16 protein-coding genes are annotated in these 16,228 nt (G+C 69.4%); 10 read left to right on the top strand and 6 right to left on the bottom strand.

The genetic code is table 11. From position 1 onward, the window contains the following. Positions 1-8: 8 nt before the first annotated feature. On the bottom strand, positions 9-938 hold the full coding sequence (locus VGR06_RS07125) for a TetR/AcrR family transcriptional regulator C-terminal domain-containing protein (protein WP_327558162.1): 930 nt from the start codon (positions 936-938) through the stop codon (positions 9-11). Positions 939-1,045: 107 nt separating this feature from the next. Between VGR06_RS07125 and VGR06_RS07120 the strand changes: the two genes are divergently transcribed. The 10 genes from VGR06_RS07120 (at position 1,046) to VGR06_RS07075 (ending at position 9,996) form a co-directional block, all read left to right on the top strand. Further along, positions 1,046-2,293 (top strand): FAD-dependent monooxygenase, encoded by a 1,248-nt coding sequence (locus VGR06_RS07120; protein WP_327558161.1) that lies wholly within the window; start codon positions 1,046-1,048, stop codon positions 2,291-2,293. Positions 2,294-2,535: 242 nt separating this feature from the next. Next, the gene (locus tag VGR06_RS07115) at positions 2,536-3,111 is read left to right on the top strand and encodes a hypothetical protein (RefSeq protein WP_327558160.1); all 576 of its coding nucleotides are present in this window, start codon (positions 2,536-2,538) and stop codon (positions 3,109-3,111) included. Between the two features lie 53 nt (positions 3,112-3,164). Beyond that, positions 3,165-3,323 (top strand): hypothetical protein, encoded by a 159-nt coding sequence (locus VGR06_RS07110; protein ID WP_327558159.1) that lies wholly within the window; start codon positions 3,165-3,167, stop codon positions 3,321-3,323. A 68-nt stretch (positions 3,324-3,391) separates the two neighbouring features. Next, a complete protein-coding gene (locus tag VGR06_RS07105) occupies positions 3,392-5,605 on the top strand; it encodes a helix-turn-helix domain-containing protein (protein WP_327558158.1) in 2,214 nt (737 codons plus the stop codon). A gap of 81 nt (positions 5,606-5,686) precedes the next feature. Next, positions 5,687-6,775, top strand: coding sequence for a hypothetical protein (locus VGR06_RS07100; RefSeq protein WP_327558157.1), 1,089 nt, complete (start codon positions 5,687-5,689; stop codon positions 6,773-6,775). Continuing rightward, positions 6,765-7,109 (top strand): hypothetical protein, encoded by a 345-nt coding sequence (locus VGR06_RS07095; RefSeq protein WP_327558156.1) that lies wholly within the window; start codon positions 6,765-6,767, stop codon positions 7,107-7,109. The genes VGR06_RS07100 and VGR06_RS07095 overlap by 11 nt, the downstream gene beginning before the upstream one ends. Before the next feature lie 116 nt (positions 7,110-7,225). Continuing rightward, positions 7,226-7,960, top strand: coding sequence for an ESX secretion-associated protein EspG (locus tag VGR06_RS07090; RefSeq protein ID WP_327558155.1), 735 nt, complete (start codon positions 7,226-7,228; stop codon positions 7,958-7,960). Beyond that, positions 7,950-8,351, top strand: coding sequence for a YbaB/EbfC family nucleoid-associated protein (locus VGR06_RS07085; protein WP_327558154.1), 402 nt, complete (start codon positions 7,950-7,952; stop codon positions 8,349-8,351). Before VGR06_RS07090 ends, VGR06_RS07085 begins: the two co-directional genes overlap by 11 nt. Further along, entirely contained in the window at positions 8,348-8,653 is a 306-nt protein-coding gene (locus tag VGR06_RS07080; RefSeq protein ID WP_327558153.1) for a type VII secretion target, read from the top strand. Before VGR06_RS07085 ends, VGR06_RS07080 begins: the two co-directional genes overlap by 4 nt. After that, positions 8,650-9,996: a hypothetical protein gene (locus tag VGR06_RS07075; protein ID WP_327558152.1), complete on the top strand. Its 1,347-nt coding sequence runs from the start codon at positions 8,650-8,652 to the stop codon at positions 9,994-9,996. The genes VGR06_RS07080 and VGR06_RS07075 overlap by 4 nt, the downstream gene beginning before the upstream one ends. 199 nt (positions 9,997-10,195) lie before the next feature. Here VGR06_RS07075 and VGR06_RS07070 read toward each other — a convergent pair whose 3' ends face one another. The 5 genes from VGR06_RS07070 to VGR06_RS07050 form a co-directional block, all read right to left on the bottom strand. Further along, positions 10,196-10,372: a hypothetical protein gene (locus VGR06_RS07070; RefSeq protein ID WP_327558151.1), complete on the bottom strand. Its 177-nt coding sequence runs from the start codon at positions 10,370-10,372 to the stop codon at positions 10,196-10,198. Positions 10,373-10,761: 389 nt separating this feature from the next. After that, positions 10,762-11,886, bottom strand: coding sequence for a LuxR C-terminal-related transcriptional regulator (locus tag VGR06_RS07065; protein ID WP_327558150.1), 1,125 nt, complete (start codon positions 11,884-11,886; stop codon positions 10,762-10,764). 108 nt (positions 11,887-11,994) lie between these two features. After that, a complete protein-coding gene (locus VGR06_RS07060; protein ID WP_327558149.1) occupies positions 11,995-13,758 on the bottom strand; it encodes a condensation domain-containing protein in 1,764 nt (587 codons plus the stop codon). Beyond that, positions 13,758-14,033, bottom strand: a complete 276-nt coding sequence (locus VGR06_RS07055) for a hypothetical protein (RefSeq protein WP_327558148.1) — start codon at positions 14,031-14,033, stop codon at positions 13,758-13,760. The genes VGR06_RS07060 and VGR06_RS07055 overlap by 1 nt, the downstream gene beginning before the upstream one ends. Before the next feature lie 1,543 nt (positions 14,034-15,576). Further along, a complete protein-coding gene (locus VGR06_RS07050; protein ID WP_327558147.1) occupies positions 15,577-16,047 on the bottom strand; it encodes a hypothetical protein in 471 nt (156 codons plus the stop codon). Positions 16,048-16,228: the final 181 nt, after the last annotated feature.

Raw genomic sequence — 16,228 nt, 5'->3', positions numbered from 1 at the left:
CTGCGGTGTCAGCCGGGCGCCGAAGCAGGGGTGGCTCGTGCCAACCGCTGTTCCACCCCGTCGAGCAGCAGCCGAAGGCCGAACTCGAACATGACGTCGAGGTCCTGCTCGAAGTCCTGGGTCACCACGTACTCCATGGTCGGGTACCGGCCGGTGGCGACGATTTGCTGGAACGCCGCCAGTTGGGTGTCCATCCACTCGTTGTTGGTCATGCCGGTGTCCTGGCGGTCCCGTGCCTCCGTCTGCAGCGCCAGGGCCAGGCCGCGGACGTGGCCGAACAGGTTGAGGTGGATGTACATCATGTCGTCCGGACCCAGCCCCAGCCGGCGCAGCGCGGTCAGCACCCATTCCGAGTAGAGCATCAGGTTCGGGGCGGGCCGCGGCCGGGTCACCGAGATCATCACCTCGGCCAGCCACGGATGCCGCCGGCAGGTCGTCCACAGTAGACGGGGCGCGAACTCCAGGCACGCCCGCCAGTGCGCCGGGGGCCGCGCCGGCAGCGGCTCGTCTGCGACCACGGCGTCGGCCATGTGGAGGATCAGGTCGTCCTTACTGGACACGTGGCGGTACAGCGACATGGTGGCCACGCCGAGGTCGGTCGCGACCCGGCGCATCGACACCGCGGGCATGCCCTCCGCGTCGGCGATCGCGATCGCCGCGCGCACGATCTGGTCCCGGCCCACGTCGTGCTCGCGCGGCAGGGCCCGGGTGAACGCGCGATCCGCTGACCGCACCACGGTTCCCGCGCCCGGCCTGGTTTCCACCCGGCCCTCGTCGCGCAAGGCGGCGATCACCTTGCTCGCGGTCGCCATGGCGACTCCCCAGTCCCGGCTGATCTGCCGGGTCGACGGGATCCGGTCGCCCGGGCGCAGCCGGCCGCTGGTGATCCGGTCCCGAATCTCCGCGGCGATTCGCTGATAGGGCGCCCCGCGTTCCACGCCGACCTCCCGATGCACTAGTGCGCTCAGGCCGTAACAACCTGCTGGCACATGTAGCGTACTAGAGCATCTGTACAGTGTATAGCGAGTGTTTGTACGGTGTACGCATGCGTACCGTACTGATCTCCGGCGCGAGCGTCGCCGGCCTCTCCCTGGCGTACTGGCTGCGCCGCCACGGCTTCCAGCCCACGCTGGTCGAACGCGCCGGCGCGGTGCGATCCGGCGGGCAAGCCGTCGACATCCGCGGCACCGCCCGCGAGGTGGTGACCCGGATGGGCATCCTGGACACCATCCGGGCCCACCACACCGGCACGCACGGATTCGCTTTCCTCAACGGGAGAGGCGAGCGCGTCGCGGCCATGGGCAACACTGACTTCGGCGACTCGGGCGGGATCGTCGCCGAGATCGAGATCCTCCGCGGCGACCTCGTCCGCATCCTGCACGAGGCGGCCGGCACGGACGTGGAGATCCTGTACGACAACGTGATCACCAGGATCGACGAGGGTGCCGGCAACGTCCGGGTGAGTTTCGACAAGGCGCCGCCGCGGTCCTTCGACCTCGTCGTCGGCGCCGACGGGGTGCGCTCCGGCGTACGCGCGCTGACCTTCGGGCAGGACCAGGAGTTGGTCCGGGACCGCGGCTACTACCTGTCGTACTTTCCCGCCCGCACCGAGCTCGACCTCGACGGCTGGGAGCTGATGTACAACCTGCCCGCGGGCAACGGCGTCGGCGGCCGGGTGGCGCTGCTGTATCCGCTCGGCGACACCGGGCAGGTCCGGGTCCTGCTCGGGTTCGTCGCACCCGACCTGGGCTACGACCGCCGGGACCTGCCGGCCCAGAAACAACTGCTCGCCGAGGTGTTCGCCGGAGCGGGCTGGGAGATCCCCGCCCTGATCGACCAACTCCGGCACACCGACGACCTCTACTTCGCGCGGGAGGGCACGGTCCGCGTGGACCACTGGTACCGCGGCCGCACCGTTCTGCTCGGCGACGCGGCCTTCGGCGGCTCGCTCGGCATGGGCACGAGCATGGCGCTTGTCGGTGCCTACGTGCTGGCCGGCGAACTCGCCGCGGCGGGTGGCGACCACCGCATCGCATTCGCCGAGTACGACAAGGAAATGCGCGACTACGTGACCCGGAACAGGAAACGCGCCGCGAGCAGCGCCAGCGGTTTCGCCCCGCGCACCCGCCGCGGGATCTGGATGCGCAACCAGCTCATGCGCCTCCTTCCGCACCTGCCCGGCGCCAGCAAGATGATGAGCGGCATCCACAAAGCGGCCAACTCCATCACACTCAAGCCATACCCGGTATTGGCGCCCACACCCGACCGGTCAGAGTCCGACCAACCGACGTGATCACCTCGTCCCGGGTCTGATGCCATGAAGGTCACCTTCGGGACATTGAGCGTCCTGAAGGTCACCTTCATGGCACTGACCCCCAACCGAATAAATTGGTTGTCCTTCCCAGAAAAGGCTGTCGACCAAGCCTGCCATGAAATGTACTGACACAGCACCAGTTGCTTTCGCCGAAAATCATCGGCCGGAACCTGGCTGCTCAGCGCATGGCACGCCCAGCCGTTCATGGGGAGGACAAGATCATGCCCGACGACAGCGGCCCTCCGCGCCACAGGCTCGCTCCGGGCCCGTCGGACACCGCCCGGCCAGGCTGGCCGCGTAGCTATGCCGCCGCCGCCACCGCGGCAACCGCCCTGGTGGGCGCCGCGGTCTGGCTGTCGACCCTGGTGCACCCGAGCCCCGTCCTGCATGACCTGGCCCTCTTCGCCCACCTGGGTTTCCTCGTCCTGGGCTTCGGCGCGGTCCTCGTCGCCGACTACTTCTTCGCCCTCTGGGTCCTCGGCCGCACGACGTTCGCCGAAGCCGTCACCAACACCACCCGGCTGCACCCCCTGATCTGGTCCGGTCTGGCCGGCCTCCTCATCAGCGGTGCTCTGCTCAGCCCGAACCTCACCTCCGGAATCACCATCCTGAAGCTGGGATTCGTCACCGCCCTCACCGTCAACGGCGTACAAGCGATGGCACTGAGCAAACGCATGAGCGTCCTCGACGGGATCCCGCCGATGCGGCTGCTCCTCTGGGGCGGCTGCACCTCAGCAGTTTCCCAGATCTGCTGGTGGGGCGCCGTCCTCATCGGTTTCCTCAACGTGAACCGATAGTCCCCGGCCGTTTCCCAAAAGTCCGGCCGGCCTCAACAGGTGGAGAATCAATAATGTTCAGGTTCCTGCGCACCCTCGCCCGGTCGATATTCCGCACCAATCGCCATCCCTCATTCTCGACCATGCCACCCACCACAATCGACCAGCGCATCGACGCTGCCCGCTCGGCCAACATGACCGCCGAAATTTTCCCGCGCCACACTCTTCGTTGACCGCGTCCTAGGCCCCTTGGGCCGGATCAGGCCAATGGTGGCTGGCCGCGCTCGATAGAGTGCGTCGTGTGACGAGCCAGTTCAGCGTGCTGCTTCGGCAGTTGCGGCAGCAGGCGGGGTTGACCCAGGAGGAGCTGGCGGAACGCTCCGGCTTGTCGGTGCGGACCATTCGCCGGCTGGAGACGGGGGAACGCGCCAACCCGCAGCTGGACACGGTGCGGCAGCTCTCCGACGCGCTGAAACTCAGTCCGGCCGAGCGGGCCCGGCTGCTGGCCGCCGCCGGCGGCCGGGTGGCGCCGGATCCACCCGGTGCCAACGGAATCCCACCGGAGTCGGCGTTCGAGCGCAGGTTGGCGGACGCCAGCGATGATCTCGCGCACGCGGTCGGCGCGCGCTGGGAGCGGGAAGAGGAGCTCCGGCGGATCCAGGATCCGTGTCCGCTACCGGTCCGCTGGCAGCTCGCGCCCGACGACGTGATGGATCATTGGGAGAACATCTGCCGCGTCTCGCCGGGCCGGTCCGCCGAACCGCTGGACCTGGCCGGTCACCTGGACGAGATCGCCGACGTGTACCGGCGGATACCGTCCGGGCGGCTCGTCGTGCTGGGGCGGGCGGGATCGGGCAAGTCGGTGCTGGCCGTGCGGTTCGTCCTCGACCTCCTGAAGACCCGATCACGCGCCGATGCCGTTCCGGTGGTGTTCAGCCTCGGGTCGTGGAACCCGACCACCACCGGGTTCCGGGACTGGTTGGCCGGTCAGCTGGTTCGTGATCATCCGGGGCTTGCGGCGAGCGGGCAGGACGGCTCGACACTGGCGACCGCGCTGGTCGAGGCCGGCCGCATCCTGCCGGTGCTGGACGGGTTCGACGAGCTCGCCGGGGGGCTGCACCGGGCCGCGCTGGACGCGCTCAACGCCACCACCCTGCCGCTGCTGCTGACCAGCCGCCGCGGTGAATACGCGAGCGTGGCCGGAACCGACGCGCTGACCGCCGCCGCCGCGGTCCGGCTGACCGACCTCACCGTGACCGACCTGGTCAACTACCTGCCGCGGACCACGCGCAAGGGCGTCCGTGCGACCGTGTGGGATGCCATCCTGAACGAGCTGCATGACCATCCGGAGCATCCGGCCTGCGTCAATCTCCGCACGGTGCTGACCACTCCGCTGATGGTCGGGATCGCCCGCGCCATCTACAGCGACACCGCCGGCCGCGACCCCATGGAGTTGCTGGACACCGAACGGTTCGACAGCCAGTACGCCCTCGAACGTCACCTGCTGGGCAGTTTCATCCCCACGGTCTACCGTGACCAGCCCGGCCGCAGGCGCTGGGATCCCGAGCGGGTGCGGAGCTGGCTCGGCTACCTCGCCCGGCACCTGGATCGGCTCGGCACTCATGACATCGCTTGGTGGCAGCTGGGCAGCACCATGCGCCTCTGGCGGCGAATTGTCGTCGCCGGGTTGGTGGCGGGGGTGGCCTTCGGGTTCGCGGCGGGACTCGCGGCCGCGCTGATGGGCGGGCTCGGGTTCGGGACCGGAGTCGTCGACGGGTTCATCGCCGGCCCCCTGGACGGGCTCGCCGCGGGACTGACCGTCGGACTTGCGCGCGGAATCGGGATCGCGTTCGGGGGAGCGGCGTTCGTGCCGTCCCGCGTGCAGATCCGGCTGCACGGCGGGACGCGGCGGCTGGGGGCGCGGTTCATCCGCAGGTTCATGGTTGGGCTGGCAGGAGGGCTCGCGCTCGCGGGCGGTCTCGGGCTCGCGGGCGTGCTCGGCATCCGGTTCTGGATCGTGGGCCGGCTCGGGCCCGGGGCCGGGTACGGGGTTCTGTTCGGGCTGGTGTTCGGTCCGCTGGTCGGGCTGGTGTGGGGGATCCTGGCCCGCTTCGAAGCACCCGTCGATGTCAGAACCGTGGTCAGCCCTACCGATCTGCTGCGCACCAACCGGTCGACCGTGATCTTTGAATCATCGGTTCTCGGGCTCGTCTGCGCGGCGGGGTACGGAATCCTGGCCGGACTCCTGCACGGGCCGCGGTACGGGCTGGCGCACGGGCTCTCCTACGGGCTCGTGCTCGGCCTCGCGGTCTGGCTCGGTGTCGCGCTCAGCCTGACCGCCTGGGGTCAGTGGCTGGCGCTGTCGCGGATCTGGTTGCCGCTGCATGGGCGGTTGCCCTGGGCATTGATCGCGTTCCTGGACGACGCGTGCCAGCGCGGGGTGCTCCGTCAGGTCGGTGCCGTGTACCAGTTCCGGCACGCCCGTCTCCAAGATCACCTGACTGACGTCGGCTGACCTGCGGTTTTCGCCGCCGGACATAGATGGCCGGTTCGCGGTCCTGGTCGGCGTACCCCGGTCCGCGCCACTGTCTGTGACGTGTTCGAAACTGTCGAGGACCTGGCGAGCGCGGTCACCTCGGTACTGGGTCCGGACGGGCCGCTCGCGCAGCTGACCCGAACCCTGACCGACGCCCTGGACAGCGTGTGGGCTGAGTTCTTCGGTTCGCCGACGCCGCCGGGCGGCACGAACTGGAATGCCTACAGCCACGAGCAGCTGTACCAGATGCTGTGGCAGGACGCGGATGTCGGGGATGTCGGCACGGTGGCCGCCGAATGGGGGCGGCACAGCACGGCGCTGACCGGGTTCGCCGACGCGCTGCGCGGCCAGGGGGCGGCACTGCGGTCGAACTGGCAGGGTCGGGCGGCCGAACTGGCTGCGGACCGGCTCGCCGAGCTCAGCGACCGCATCTGGAACGTCGGTGCCCGGGCCGGCGCGGTCCAGAAGGCGACCAATGACGCCGGCGACGCGCTGGCCCTCGCGCGGAACACCATGCCACCGCCGCCGCCGGACCCGTTGACGCTGATGACGAGCGCGGTCGGCGCCGGACCGATGAACCCGGTCGAGGCGGTGATCGTCGGCGGCGCACGGATATTCACCGCTGACGCCGTGGCGGGCGCGTCCAAGGCCGAGGCGGTCCGGGTGATGCAGCGCTACGAAGCAAGCCTGCGGAACAGCGGCCACCAGGTCGTGCCGGCACAGTCCGACGCCACCAGGCCCAGGACGTACCAGGTGGACGGGCTGGAGGGGGCGACGACCAGCTCGGCCGCGGTCTTGGGTGACGCGCCGTTCGTGGGTCGGGGCGTGGCCGGTGGTGGTGCGCCCTGGGCCCGGCTGGTCGGAGGTGCTCCGCTCGGCGGGGGCGGGCTGGTCGGTGTCGGTCCGGGCCCCGTGCAGAGCGTGTTGGCCGCGGAGCGCGCCATGCTGGCTGACCTGGCCGCCAAGCGCGCCACGGGTGCCGGTGGCTTCTGGCCGCCAGGCATGGGCGCGCGAGCAGCGGACGACGAGCAGGACCAGCGCCACCGCAGCCGCCTGCCCAACGTGGACAACCGGCTCTTCGCGCTGGACGAGAAAGCCAGCGCCCCGGTGATCGGCTTGACAGACAAGGAGCACGACGTTGGCCGCTAAGAAGTCACCCCAGCACGGCTTTCAGCTCCTGACCGGCGAGCTGATCGGGCAGGTCAAGGCGTTGATCGAGATCGGCGACGAGACGAATGGCCTGGTGTCCTCGGCGCAGCGGCTTGCCGAGCACCAGCCGTTGCTCGGCACCGCGCCGCCCGCGATGCACCTGGCGTTGCGGCTGCGTGAGGCGGCCGGCCCGGCCGGGCTCACCGGCGAGGTCAGCGCGGCCGACGCCGAGTTGGCCAGCTACCACCGGGCGCTGCGGGCCACCGTGAACGAGTATCAGAACCACGAACGCGAGGCCACCTGGCAGTTCACCGACCAGGAGACGGCGCCATGACACTCCCTGTGTCACCTCAGGTCGTCGGGCCCGCCAACCGCACCCAAGGGGAACGGGACGCAACTCAGCCACCGGTACGCACGGAACCGCACGGCATCAACCCAAGGCGACCACAAGTGTTAAATTCGGAGAGGCGGGACGGTATCTACTTTGGACTCGTCGAGCTGGACCTGCTCGCCGCGCACGCCGGGGTGCGGTTCCCGTTTCCGTTGCGGGTGCCGGAGTTCGGCCGGATCGAGGGGGAGCGGGAGGTGCTGCTGGCCGCGGCCGGGGTGACCCTGCGGGCGCGGGGGCTGGCCGGCGAGCACGGGCCGCGCGGCGTCGCGGCCGAGGTGGTCACGGCGCTCCGCGAGTACCGGGGCACGGTCGATCTCGTGCTGGTCGGCCCGGACTCGGCGACCGGCGTGGTGGCCATGGTCTACCGGTCCTGGGCGTTGATCTGCCGCCAGCCGCTGACCGGCGACCCGGAGACGCCCGGGGTCCGTATCCGGCGGGTCGCGCAGAACGCGCTGGCCGGCGAGCTGATCGGGATGGTGCCCGAGGTTGAGCCGGCCCTGGCCATGCCGGTCACGCTCCCGCCGGACGGTGGCGAGCCCGCCGTGCTCGACGAGCTCGGCGCGTTGCTCCCCGAGCTGACCGGCAACGGGCAGCTCGGGGCGACCCGCCGCGGCGCCGGCGGGGACACCCGGTCCGGAACCGAGCTGTCCTGGTTGGACGGTCCACGCGGCCGCGTGCGGGTGAATCGCACGGCAGACGACTGGACCAGCGTCAACCCGTTGCGGCAGCACGAAATGCGCTTCGCGCTCGACAGTTTGGCCATGATCGCGAGAAGGGAACACGATGGATCCTGAACAGTGGCTCGCGCACTATGACAAGCGGCTCACCGAGGTCGCGACCCGGGCCAAGGAGGCCAGCGCGCGCGTGCGGCAGGTCGGCGGGACGGCGACCTCGCCCCGCGGTGAGGTCGAGGTGAGGGTCGGCGCCGGCGGCGCGCTCGAGGACCTCACCCTCACACCCGCGGCCCGCACGTTGGAATCCGACGAGCTGGCGCGGCTGATCCTGGACACCACGCGGCGGGCGCGGCACGCGGTCAGTGCCCAGATCGCCGGCATCGCGACCGAGTACTTCGGTGCGGGCCCCGCGCTGGAGGTGATCAAGCAGCACCTGCCGGCCGGCGTGCCGGTGATCAACCGCCGCGACGACGACGACTACTTCGCCAACCCACCGGAGATCACCAAATGACCCAGTTTGACGTCGACACCGAGCAGCTCTACGGCCACGCCGGCAGCGTCGGCGACGTCGCCGACCAGCTGTCCGCCATCGGCGGGCGGCTGCCGAGTGGCCTCGCCGACCTCGCGCTCGGCCTGTTCGCCCAGTTCCTCGCGTCCGGCCTGCAGGGTGCCATGACGCAGGTCGCGAACACGATCACGGACGCGTCGTCCTCGGTGGCGGAGATGAGCACCGGCATCACCCGGACGGCTTCCGACTACCAGTACACCGACGAGAGCAACGCCGCCAACCTGACCCGGGAGTACCCCCGATGACCGACACGAACACCGCCCAGCTGGTCGTCGACCTGCGGGCGACGGACGATGCCGTGCGCGCCAAGGGTTGGGTGGCGCCCGGGCTCGGCGTGCCGGGCGCCCCGCTGGGCCTGCTGGGTTCGACGCTCAACCCGCTGTCCGGGCTCGCCGCGGCCGGCCTCGGCTGGTTCATGCCCCTCGTGTCGTTTCTCGGTGAGGGGCTCACCCAGCTGCAGGGCGGCAACGGGGCCTCGGTCACGTCGGGGGCGCGGGACTTCGGCGACGCCGGGCAGGACATCGCCGGCGTGGCCGACTCGTACCGGGCGTCGACCAGCGCGCAGACCTCCAGCTGGTCCGGCGCGGCCGCGTCGCAGTACCGGGACGCCGGCGCGCAGCACGCGGACGGCGTCGCCGGCCTCGGCCAGGCGAGCACCACGACCGGCAGCGCGATCATCGGCGCGGGCCAGGTGGTGGCGCAGGCCATCGCGGAGGTCACCGAGCTGATCGCCGAGGCGGTCTCGCAGATCGTTCCGATCATGACTCAAGCCATCGCCAGGGCCCCGGAAACCTTCGGCCAGAGCGTCGTGGAGGCCATCCCGCCGTGCGTGGGGATCGCCGTGGAGTACGCCCTGCGGATCGCCGCGAAGTTGGCGGCGCTGGTGGCCAGCGGGGAGAACCTGCTCAAGCTCGTGCAGGGCGCGATGGCCGTCGTGGATCTGATCAAGCAGGCGCTGTCGGGCATCAGCCAGCAGAGCATCCGGCCCGACGCGGAGCCAAACCCCGGCGGCGGTGCCGGCCAGCAGGGCGCCGGCCCCGCGAGCACCATGGGCGCGGCGGAGCCCGGTAACAGCGCGGCGGACTCCGCAACCACCGGATCACCGGCCCCGGCGTCGACGGCCGGCGGGCTCGGCGGCGGCGCGTCCTCGCCGGGTGGCACCTCCCTGCCGGGTGGCTCGGCCGGCCCCGGTGCCGTCCCGCTGGGAGTCGCCGCCCAGTCGACCGGCGCGGTCCAACCGTCCCACGGCACCATCCCGGACGCGTCCCGGTATCCGGGCCACCCCGGCGGGGGAGGAGCTTCCACCGGCGCCGCGCCCGGCGGTGCGCCCCCGTTCGGTGCCGCCGGCCCCGGCCTCGCCGGTGGCGCCCGCGCCGGCGCCGACACCGTCCGCCAGAACCGCAGGCAGCCGACCGCCCACACCTCGACCGGCGGAAGCGGCACGCCGGGCGGCGTCCCGCTGGGCGGCCTGGGTGGCGCCCGGGCGGCCGGCGAGAAGGACAAGGAGCACCAGCGCAAGTACAGCGTGGTCGAGCAGCACGACGAGACCTTCGAGGTCGCGCCCCCGGTCATCACCAGCGAGCGGTGAGTTGGCGTCTCACGTCGCCGTGTTGGCGCGCCACGTCGCTGTGTTGGCCTCTGGCGTGGGTGTGTTGGCTGGTGACGACGCCGCCGGACACCGTTGACGGCAACCCCGACGCACACTCGGCCAACACGACGACGCCCCAAGCCAACGCAGCGACGCCACGAGCCAACATGGCGACGTCAGGGGCCAACACACCGAAAGATCACTGGTAGGTCAGCTGGGCTTCCACGGTGCTGTCGTCGACGCGGAAGTTGAGGCCCTGGGCGTGGTTACGCACCTGGACCTGCACCCGGTACGAGCACTCCGGCAGCGCGGTCAGCGGGCAGCGAACCTGCAGCGAGCGCGTGAAGGCGTTGCTCTCCCAGGCGCCGACGTCCACACTGGACTGGGCCCAGGCGAAGCTGCCGTCGTCCTCGGTGGGACGCGGGAAGGCTTCGACGTCGATGCCACCGCCCCGCTTGCGGCCAACCCCAGACAGGCGGCCGCCACCACGAAAGCACGACGCAACTTGCTCATGTAATTCAGAGCTCCAATCGGAGGAGATATTCCTGGCCGTTCTCGGCCGAAAACAGTTTCCCCGCCGCCGTGGTGGCGGCACACCGTGTGGACTACCGGTTCCGTGCGCGGTGGGAACCCGGTAGAAGTACCGGGTCACTGAGCCTTTCCATCTGTCGGACACAGGGGTCAAGATCGCCGTTTTGGGAAACCGACGCTCATATACGGGCGTGACGTTCCCAAGACAGCGATCATGAAGCCGCGTGTCACGGGTCAGTGCAGGCCATGCTCGAGGGCGAACCGGGTGGCCTCGGTGCGGGAGCGCAGGCCGAGCTTGCTGTAGACGGCGGTGAGGTGCCAGTTGACGGTGCGGGAGCTGATGAACAGTTCCTTGGCCACCTGTTCGTTGGTCATTCCGCGGGCGACCAGGCGCAGCACGTCGGTCTCCCGGGCGGTCAGTTCGGGCGCGGCCGCGGGGGCGGCGGGTTCCAGCGCCAGCTCCATGGCCGCCGCCAGCGACATGGTTCGGGCGGTGGTCCACGCCGTATGGAAGGCATTGTCGCCGAGCGCGGTTTTGGCGGCTGCCATGCCGCGCTCGTGGTCCCGGGGATACATCACCGACAGCCCGACCCGCTCGCGCAGCGCTGCCAAAGCACCGAACAATCGCGCCGCCCGGATGGGTTCATCGTGCCTGGCGAACACCGCGGCCAGCGTTTCCATGCAGTGCAGCCTCAGGAAGGTGTAGTCGACGTCGCGCAGCAGGGCCAGCCCTTCGGTGAGCCAGTCCGCCGCCCGCTGGTACCTGCCGCGGTGCAACTCGGCGACGCCGCAGCGCCACAAGGCCGTCGCGAGGCTCCACCGGTCGTCGGTCCGCCGGCTGATGACGACGCTTTCCTCGAGCGCGGACCAGGCGGTGTCGAAATCCTCCTGGACCACCGCCACGTTGCCGAGCCTGGCCAATGACCTGGCGAGATCGAAACTGTGCGGCTGGCTTCTGAGCAACCGTACGCTTTCCTCGATGAGCGAGCGGGCCAGTGGATGGTCGCCTTCCGCCTCCACCGTGGCGCTCAGCCAGCGTAACGCCTGCCCCATACCCCACGGATTCGGCAGTTTCCGCCACAATCCGACGCTCCGCTCGAGGTGAGCCCGAGCGGCGGCATGATCGCCCTGCGCCAGGGTCATGAAACCGGCACCGGCGTGAGCTTGTGCCATCGCCGTCGCGGTGTGCCGGTCGGGTTGGCCGCAGACCCGGTCGGCCGCTCCGGCGAGCCAGCCTCGTGCCTCGCTGAAATGCCCGCGGTAGAGCCAGAACCACACCAGCGCGGCGGTCAGCCGAACATGCACGTCCGGCGGGTCGCCGGTGCGGCTCCAGGCCGGTGCCGCCCGCAAGTTGTCCACTTCGGACTCCAGGCGGGCCAGGCGCCGTTCCCGTTCAGCGGTGTTGATCCGCGGCGCGATGTCCTCGGCGAACTTCAGGAAGTACCGCGCTGACGGGTCGCGCCCGGATTACCGTCGCACACGGTCCTCCGGGGAATCAGAGGTGCGGCCGGCGCCCGCGGAAAGGACCCCGTGCCAGGCGGTGAGGTTCGCCGGATCGGGTGGGGCGGTTGCACAGATGACGTAGTGGTGTGGGGCGATGGCGGTGGGGCGGTCGGGGAGGGCGGCCATGCAGCGGGCGTGGGCTTGCTCTGGGGTGTGGACGGATCCGGTCGCGGCGAGGTAGGCAACCAGGGGTTGGCCTCCGGCAGCGGGGAAGATCCGGGCTGTCGCGGGTGCGAGTGCCTCGTCGAGGAGGCGCTGGACCTCGGCGAGGTCGACCCAGCAGGAGTCGACCAGCGTCCAGTTCGGCCCGCGCTGGATGGGCTCGAGCGCAACGGCCTCGCGAATCCGTTGAACGTCGAGATCATCGTGGGCCGCGGCCACGAGCAGCCGCTCGACAGCCAGGAGCAACGACTCCATCTCCGCGCGGGGCAGCTGCCCGGTGTCGGAGTTCCAGAGGTTGAGGCGGAGTGGGCCGTCGATCTGGTTGAGGGTGAATCGCATCAGGGATCCGTTGCGGGGGGCCGGGCGCCACCGCAGTTCGGTCTCCTGGAGCGCGGCGGTCACCTGCTCGGGGTGGTGTTCGACGACGGCGTCGGACGCAGCCGGAGACTCGGCGACGAGGCTGTTGAAGAGTGGGTCGTAGTTAAAGCTGAGACCGCGGTCATGCTGGATTCGCTTGTCGACCTCCGCACGCTTGGTGGCGTCGTATCTGGCGTGGTGACATGCTTTGATGACCGATATCCAGGTGTGTTTGACGAGCGCGTCGAAGGTTTTCGCGGCGACCTCGATGGGGATGATGGTGCCCTGGGCCAGGGAGCCGACGTAGTGCCTCAGGTGGCGTTCGAAACGGTTGCTGGATAGGAGGGGAAACACGAGTTCCTGGTATCCGGTGCGGCGGGCGAGGACGGCGCAGATCGCGGCGAGGACGGTGCTTGACCGGCTGGCCCGGGTCCGTGCGGCTACCCGTTGTACAGCTATCGCGGCCGCCGCGGAGGACAGTTCCACCGCGAGCGACTCGCCGGTGGGATGGGCATGTGGCGTGGCGTACAAGCATTGGGGCATCCGCTGCACCTGGGCCAGCATGTATCGCAGCGCGGCCTCGGCATGGCGCCGTGCAGCCGGTGTGGCTTCCAGTTCCGCCTGATCCAGTGGCTGGTGGCGCGGTTCCCCGATCCGTCGCGCGGAATGGTCGTCGATCATCTCGACGAACTCGTGCTTGATGATCCCCATCGCCTGGAAGTCCACGGCCATATGGGAGAACCTGGCGGCGCAGGCGATGACGCGCTCCGCATGGGACGCGGTGGCGATCGCGACCCGGACCGGAAGGGGCGCCGTGTTTGGCGATTGTCGCAGCCACCGGATGAGCGCTTCGGCCACGGCGGGCCGGTCCCGCGGTCCCCACTGCCCGTCGCCGAGTGCGCAGACGTCGAGCATGAGCACGCCGGAGGCGGCGACTTTCTGATGCGGGTGCTCGCCGTCCACGTAGGTGGTCCGGAGGGCCTCGTGCCGGCCAAGCAGTACGGCCATCGTTTCAGCCACATCGTTGACCCGCACCCCGTCGGGCACCTCGAGCTCCGTGCAGACGGTCGCCAAGAAGTGGTCGGGTATGCGGCTCAACCACTCCAGGATGTTGAGCTGGCCGAGGGTGAGCGGTCCTTCGGCGGCTCGTCGTCCGCTGAAGCTGACCGGGATCGATCTCAGCGGGGTCAGCCGCACTCGCCGTTCCATCAGCCGACCAGCGTTCTTAGCTCGCGTAATCGGGTGGCGAGGCTTTCCACGGGTGGGCTCTCCATCGTTACGTTCAGGGAGAGCTGGACGCCGAACTGGTCGAGGACGGCGTTGATGGTCCTTTCCGCGTCCAGCGATTTCCGCCTATTCCGAACAAAGCTCTCCCCGATTCCGACTCCGAGGACTTCCTGCCACTGCTGGGCCAGCCAGATTTCGATCGGGTCCCGCGGGTGCGCTGAGCCGGTGCCGGTCGCGTTGTCAACGGCTGGGTTCATTGTGTGGGTTCACCGTCCTCATCGTCTGGGCCGAGCCACCAGCGTTGGATTTTACGGCCGACCGGGGGATACGGTCGACGAACGTGAAGTTTTTCGGGATTTTGTATCCGGCCAGCCGCCGTCCGCAGTGTGCGGCCAGTGCGACGGCCGCTAACCACGGATGGGCACCTGCCGCGCGACTTCTTCCGGCAACAGGCCTGGAAACCAGCCCTGGCCGCGGCGGATCCGGTCGATGCGTTGCTGGCGGTCGAGCAACGCTCAGGTCACGGTGCCGGGCACAGGGCGTGTTACCGGCACCGGCGTTGATGCGAGCGTCACGGTCAACTGACGGTCAAACGATCACCGCAGAACCCAACATGCCACTTGCCACGGTCAAACAGCCGAGCAGCCTGTCTGAACTGGGAATGATGGTGGGCGATACTGGGATTGAACCAGTGACCTCTACCGTGTCAACGTAGATCAACAAGTACCGTGACCTGCAGGAATCTGACTCTTGCAGGTCACGGCACGTCTGTTGAGCACCGTTGGGTGCGGTTCAGGGCTGTTCAGCGCATCGGGGTGCTCCCATATTGCTCCCAATCGCTTCTCCCAGCGGCCAAGACTGCTAGAGAGCCAACACCTCGGTGCACAGCGCCGCGCAGGTTCGAATCCTGGGCAGGACTCGAACCCGCGGCTGTTCAGCGTGGCATCTCGCGAGTGAGCGAGTCTGGATGTCGATCTTCATTCCGTCCCGAGTTCCGCCCAGGAGACGCGACGGAGACGCGATCAGAACAAAGTGGACGGTCCGGGCAGTTGCTGGAGGTCGCCCGAAACAACAAAACCGCAGGTCAACAGTGGTGTCGACCTGCGGCTTGATGGTGCGCCGCCAGGGAATCGAACTCCGAACCCGCTGGTTAAGAGGGCGTTCCGGCGGGTGTCGGAGCATGTCGCCGGCTCACATTTATGCAGGTCGGAACCGCGTGGTCGTGTCGTGGTGTACCGGTGGGGGCCGGGTCGGGTCACCGCCGCGGAGCATCCGTCGAGCCGCCATGTGCAGCGTGATGTCGCTACAGCTGTGCCAGTACGGCCCTGCTGACCCTGGCGAGCGGCGTCGGTTGCCGTCTCTTTTGGTCCGGATGTTGTCGAGTTCGAGATCGATCTCGTTGAGGAACAACGCCAACCGGCTGCGTGATGTCCCGGCCGATTTCCCTTGCGGTCCGCACGGCGTACCGGCGGCCAGGTCGAGCACGGTGCTGCTCCGATTAGGCAGGCGGTCCTGACCCGCCGTGCTGACGGGTTGGTCGAGCTGGCGCCACTGCCGGTGGTCGTGCTCCGGCCATGCGCGGTCGGAGCTTCTGCCTCACCGGGTCCTGATCGGCCTCTTCAGTAACGCGGCGCCGAGAGGTGTAAGCACGTGCAGGGTGGTGTGCCGCCACCCGCTTCCACGTCCGCTGGACCGCCGGTCACACCCTCTCCGATGGACCGGGTGGATGGTCAGCCATCCGCACCTCAAATTGATGCGTGGTTTACCGTGTTCGATCGAACACCCGCACCGCGCGGCCCGTCAGGGCGTTTGCTTGATCAGGGATCCGTCGGGGGCCACGACGAACCATTCATCGTCGATTCCCTGGCCGTTCAGGTCTCCCGCCACGGCGTCACCGACGTAGTAGTACAGCGGCCACTCCCCGTAGGTGACCTGGGCCGCTCCCTCGGCCGGTCCGGCCTGGCCGAGCAGCGACGTGACGGCCCGGTCGCCCGCGCTCGCCGGCGCCGAGCTGGTCAGCGCGGGCCACACCGCGATGCAGTCCGCGTCGCAGTTGCTCGACTTGTCCCGGTCCCGGGTGAAGCCGTAGAGCGTCCGCCCCGATCCGTCCACGAGAATCGGGCCCACCTCGGAGTCCGCGACCTTGATCGTCGGTCCGCCGCGGACCGGCCCGCCACCGGCCGGAGTGGACTTCGTGCCCTCGCCGCCGCACGCCGCGAGAGTCGATGCCGTCAACAACGTCAGGAGCAGTGCCCGCACACGCATGGTCATCACCGTCACCAGATCGATTTTCCGTTTCCCGGTGGCACGTCCGCAGGGGGCCGGAAGTTCATGGGGTGATCGTCACACCGGTGGTTCGGGCCCCGCACGTGAACCGATCCGGGGACCGCGGCCGTGACTTCGGGGTGCAGGGGTACTTCGAATGAGAGGCAGACATGCAGCAAAGCAAGCC

Origin of the sequence: Actinophytocola sp. (genome assembly GCF_036002505.1) — a bacterium.
Lineage (GTDB): Bacteria > Actinomycetota > Actinomycetes > Mycobacteriales > Pseudonocardiaceae > DASYTH01.
The sequence above is the reverse complement of the archived record's forward strand: the minus strand, read 5'-3'. Positions and strand labels throughout refer to the sequence as shown.

Coding starts and splice junctions, on each gene's coding strand:
- VGR06_RS07060 (WP_327558149.1), bottom strand. CDS start 13,758: ATGGAACGGCGAGTGCGGCTGACCCCGCTGAGATCGATCCCGGTCAGC.
- VGR06_RS07055 (WP_327558148.1), bottom strand. CDS start 14,033: ATGAACCCAGCCGTTGACAACGCGACCGGCACCGGCTCAGCGCACCCG.
- VGR06_RS07075 (WP_327558152.1), top strand. CDS start 8,650: ATGACCGACACGAACACCGCCCAGCTGGTCGTCGACCTGCGGGCGACG.
- VGR06_RS07120 (WP_327558161.1), top strand. CDS start 1,046: ATGCGTACCGTACTGATCTCCGGCGCGAGCGTCGCCGGCCTCTCCCTG.
- VGR06_RS07110 (WP_327558159.1), top strand. CDS start 3,165: ATGTTCAGGTTCCTGCGCACCCTCGCCCGGTCGATATTCCGCACCAAT.
- VGR06_RS07085 (WP_327558154.1), top strand. CDS start 7,950: ATGGATCCTGAACAGTGGCTCGCGCACTATGACAAGCGGCTCACCGAG.
- VGR06_RS07050 (WP_327558147.1), bottom strand. CDS start 16,047: ATGACCATGCGTGTGCGGGCACTGCTCCTGACGTTGTTGACGGCATCG.
- VGR06_RS07080 (WP_327558153.1), top strand. CDS start 8,348: ATGACCCAGTTTGACGTCGACACCGAGCAGCTCTACGGCCACGCCGGC.
- VGR06_RS07115 (WP_327558160.1), top strand. CDS start 2,536: ATGCCCGACGACAGCGGCCCTCCGCGCCACAGGCTCGCTCCGGGCCCG.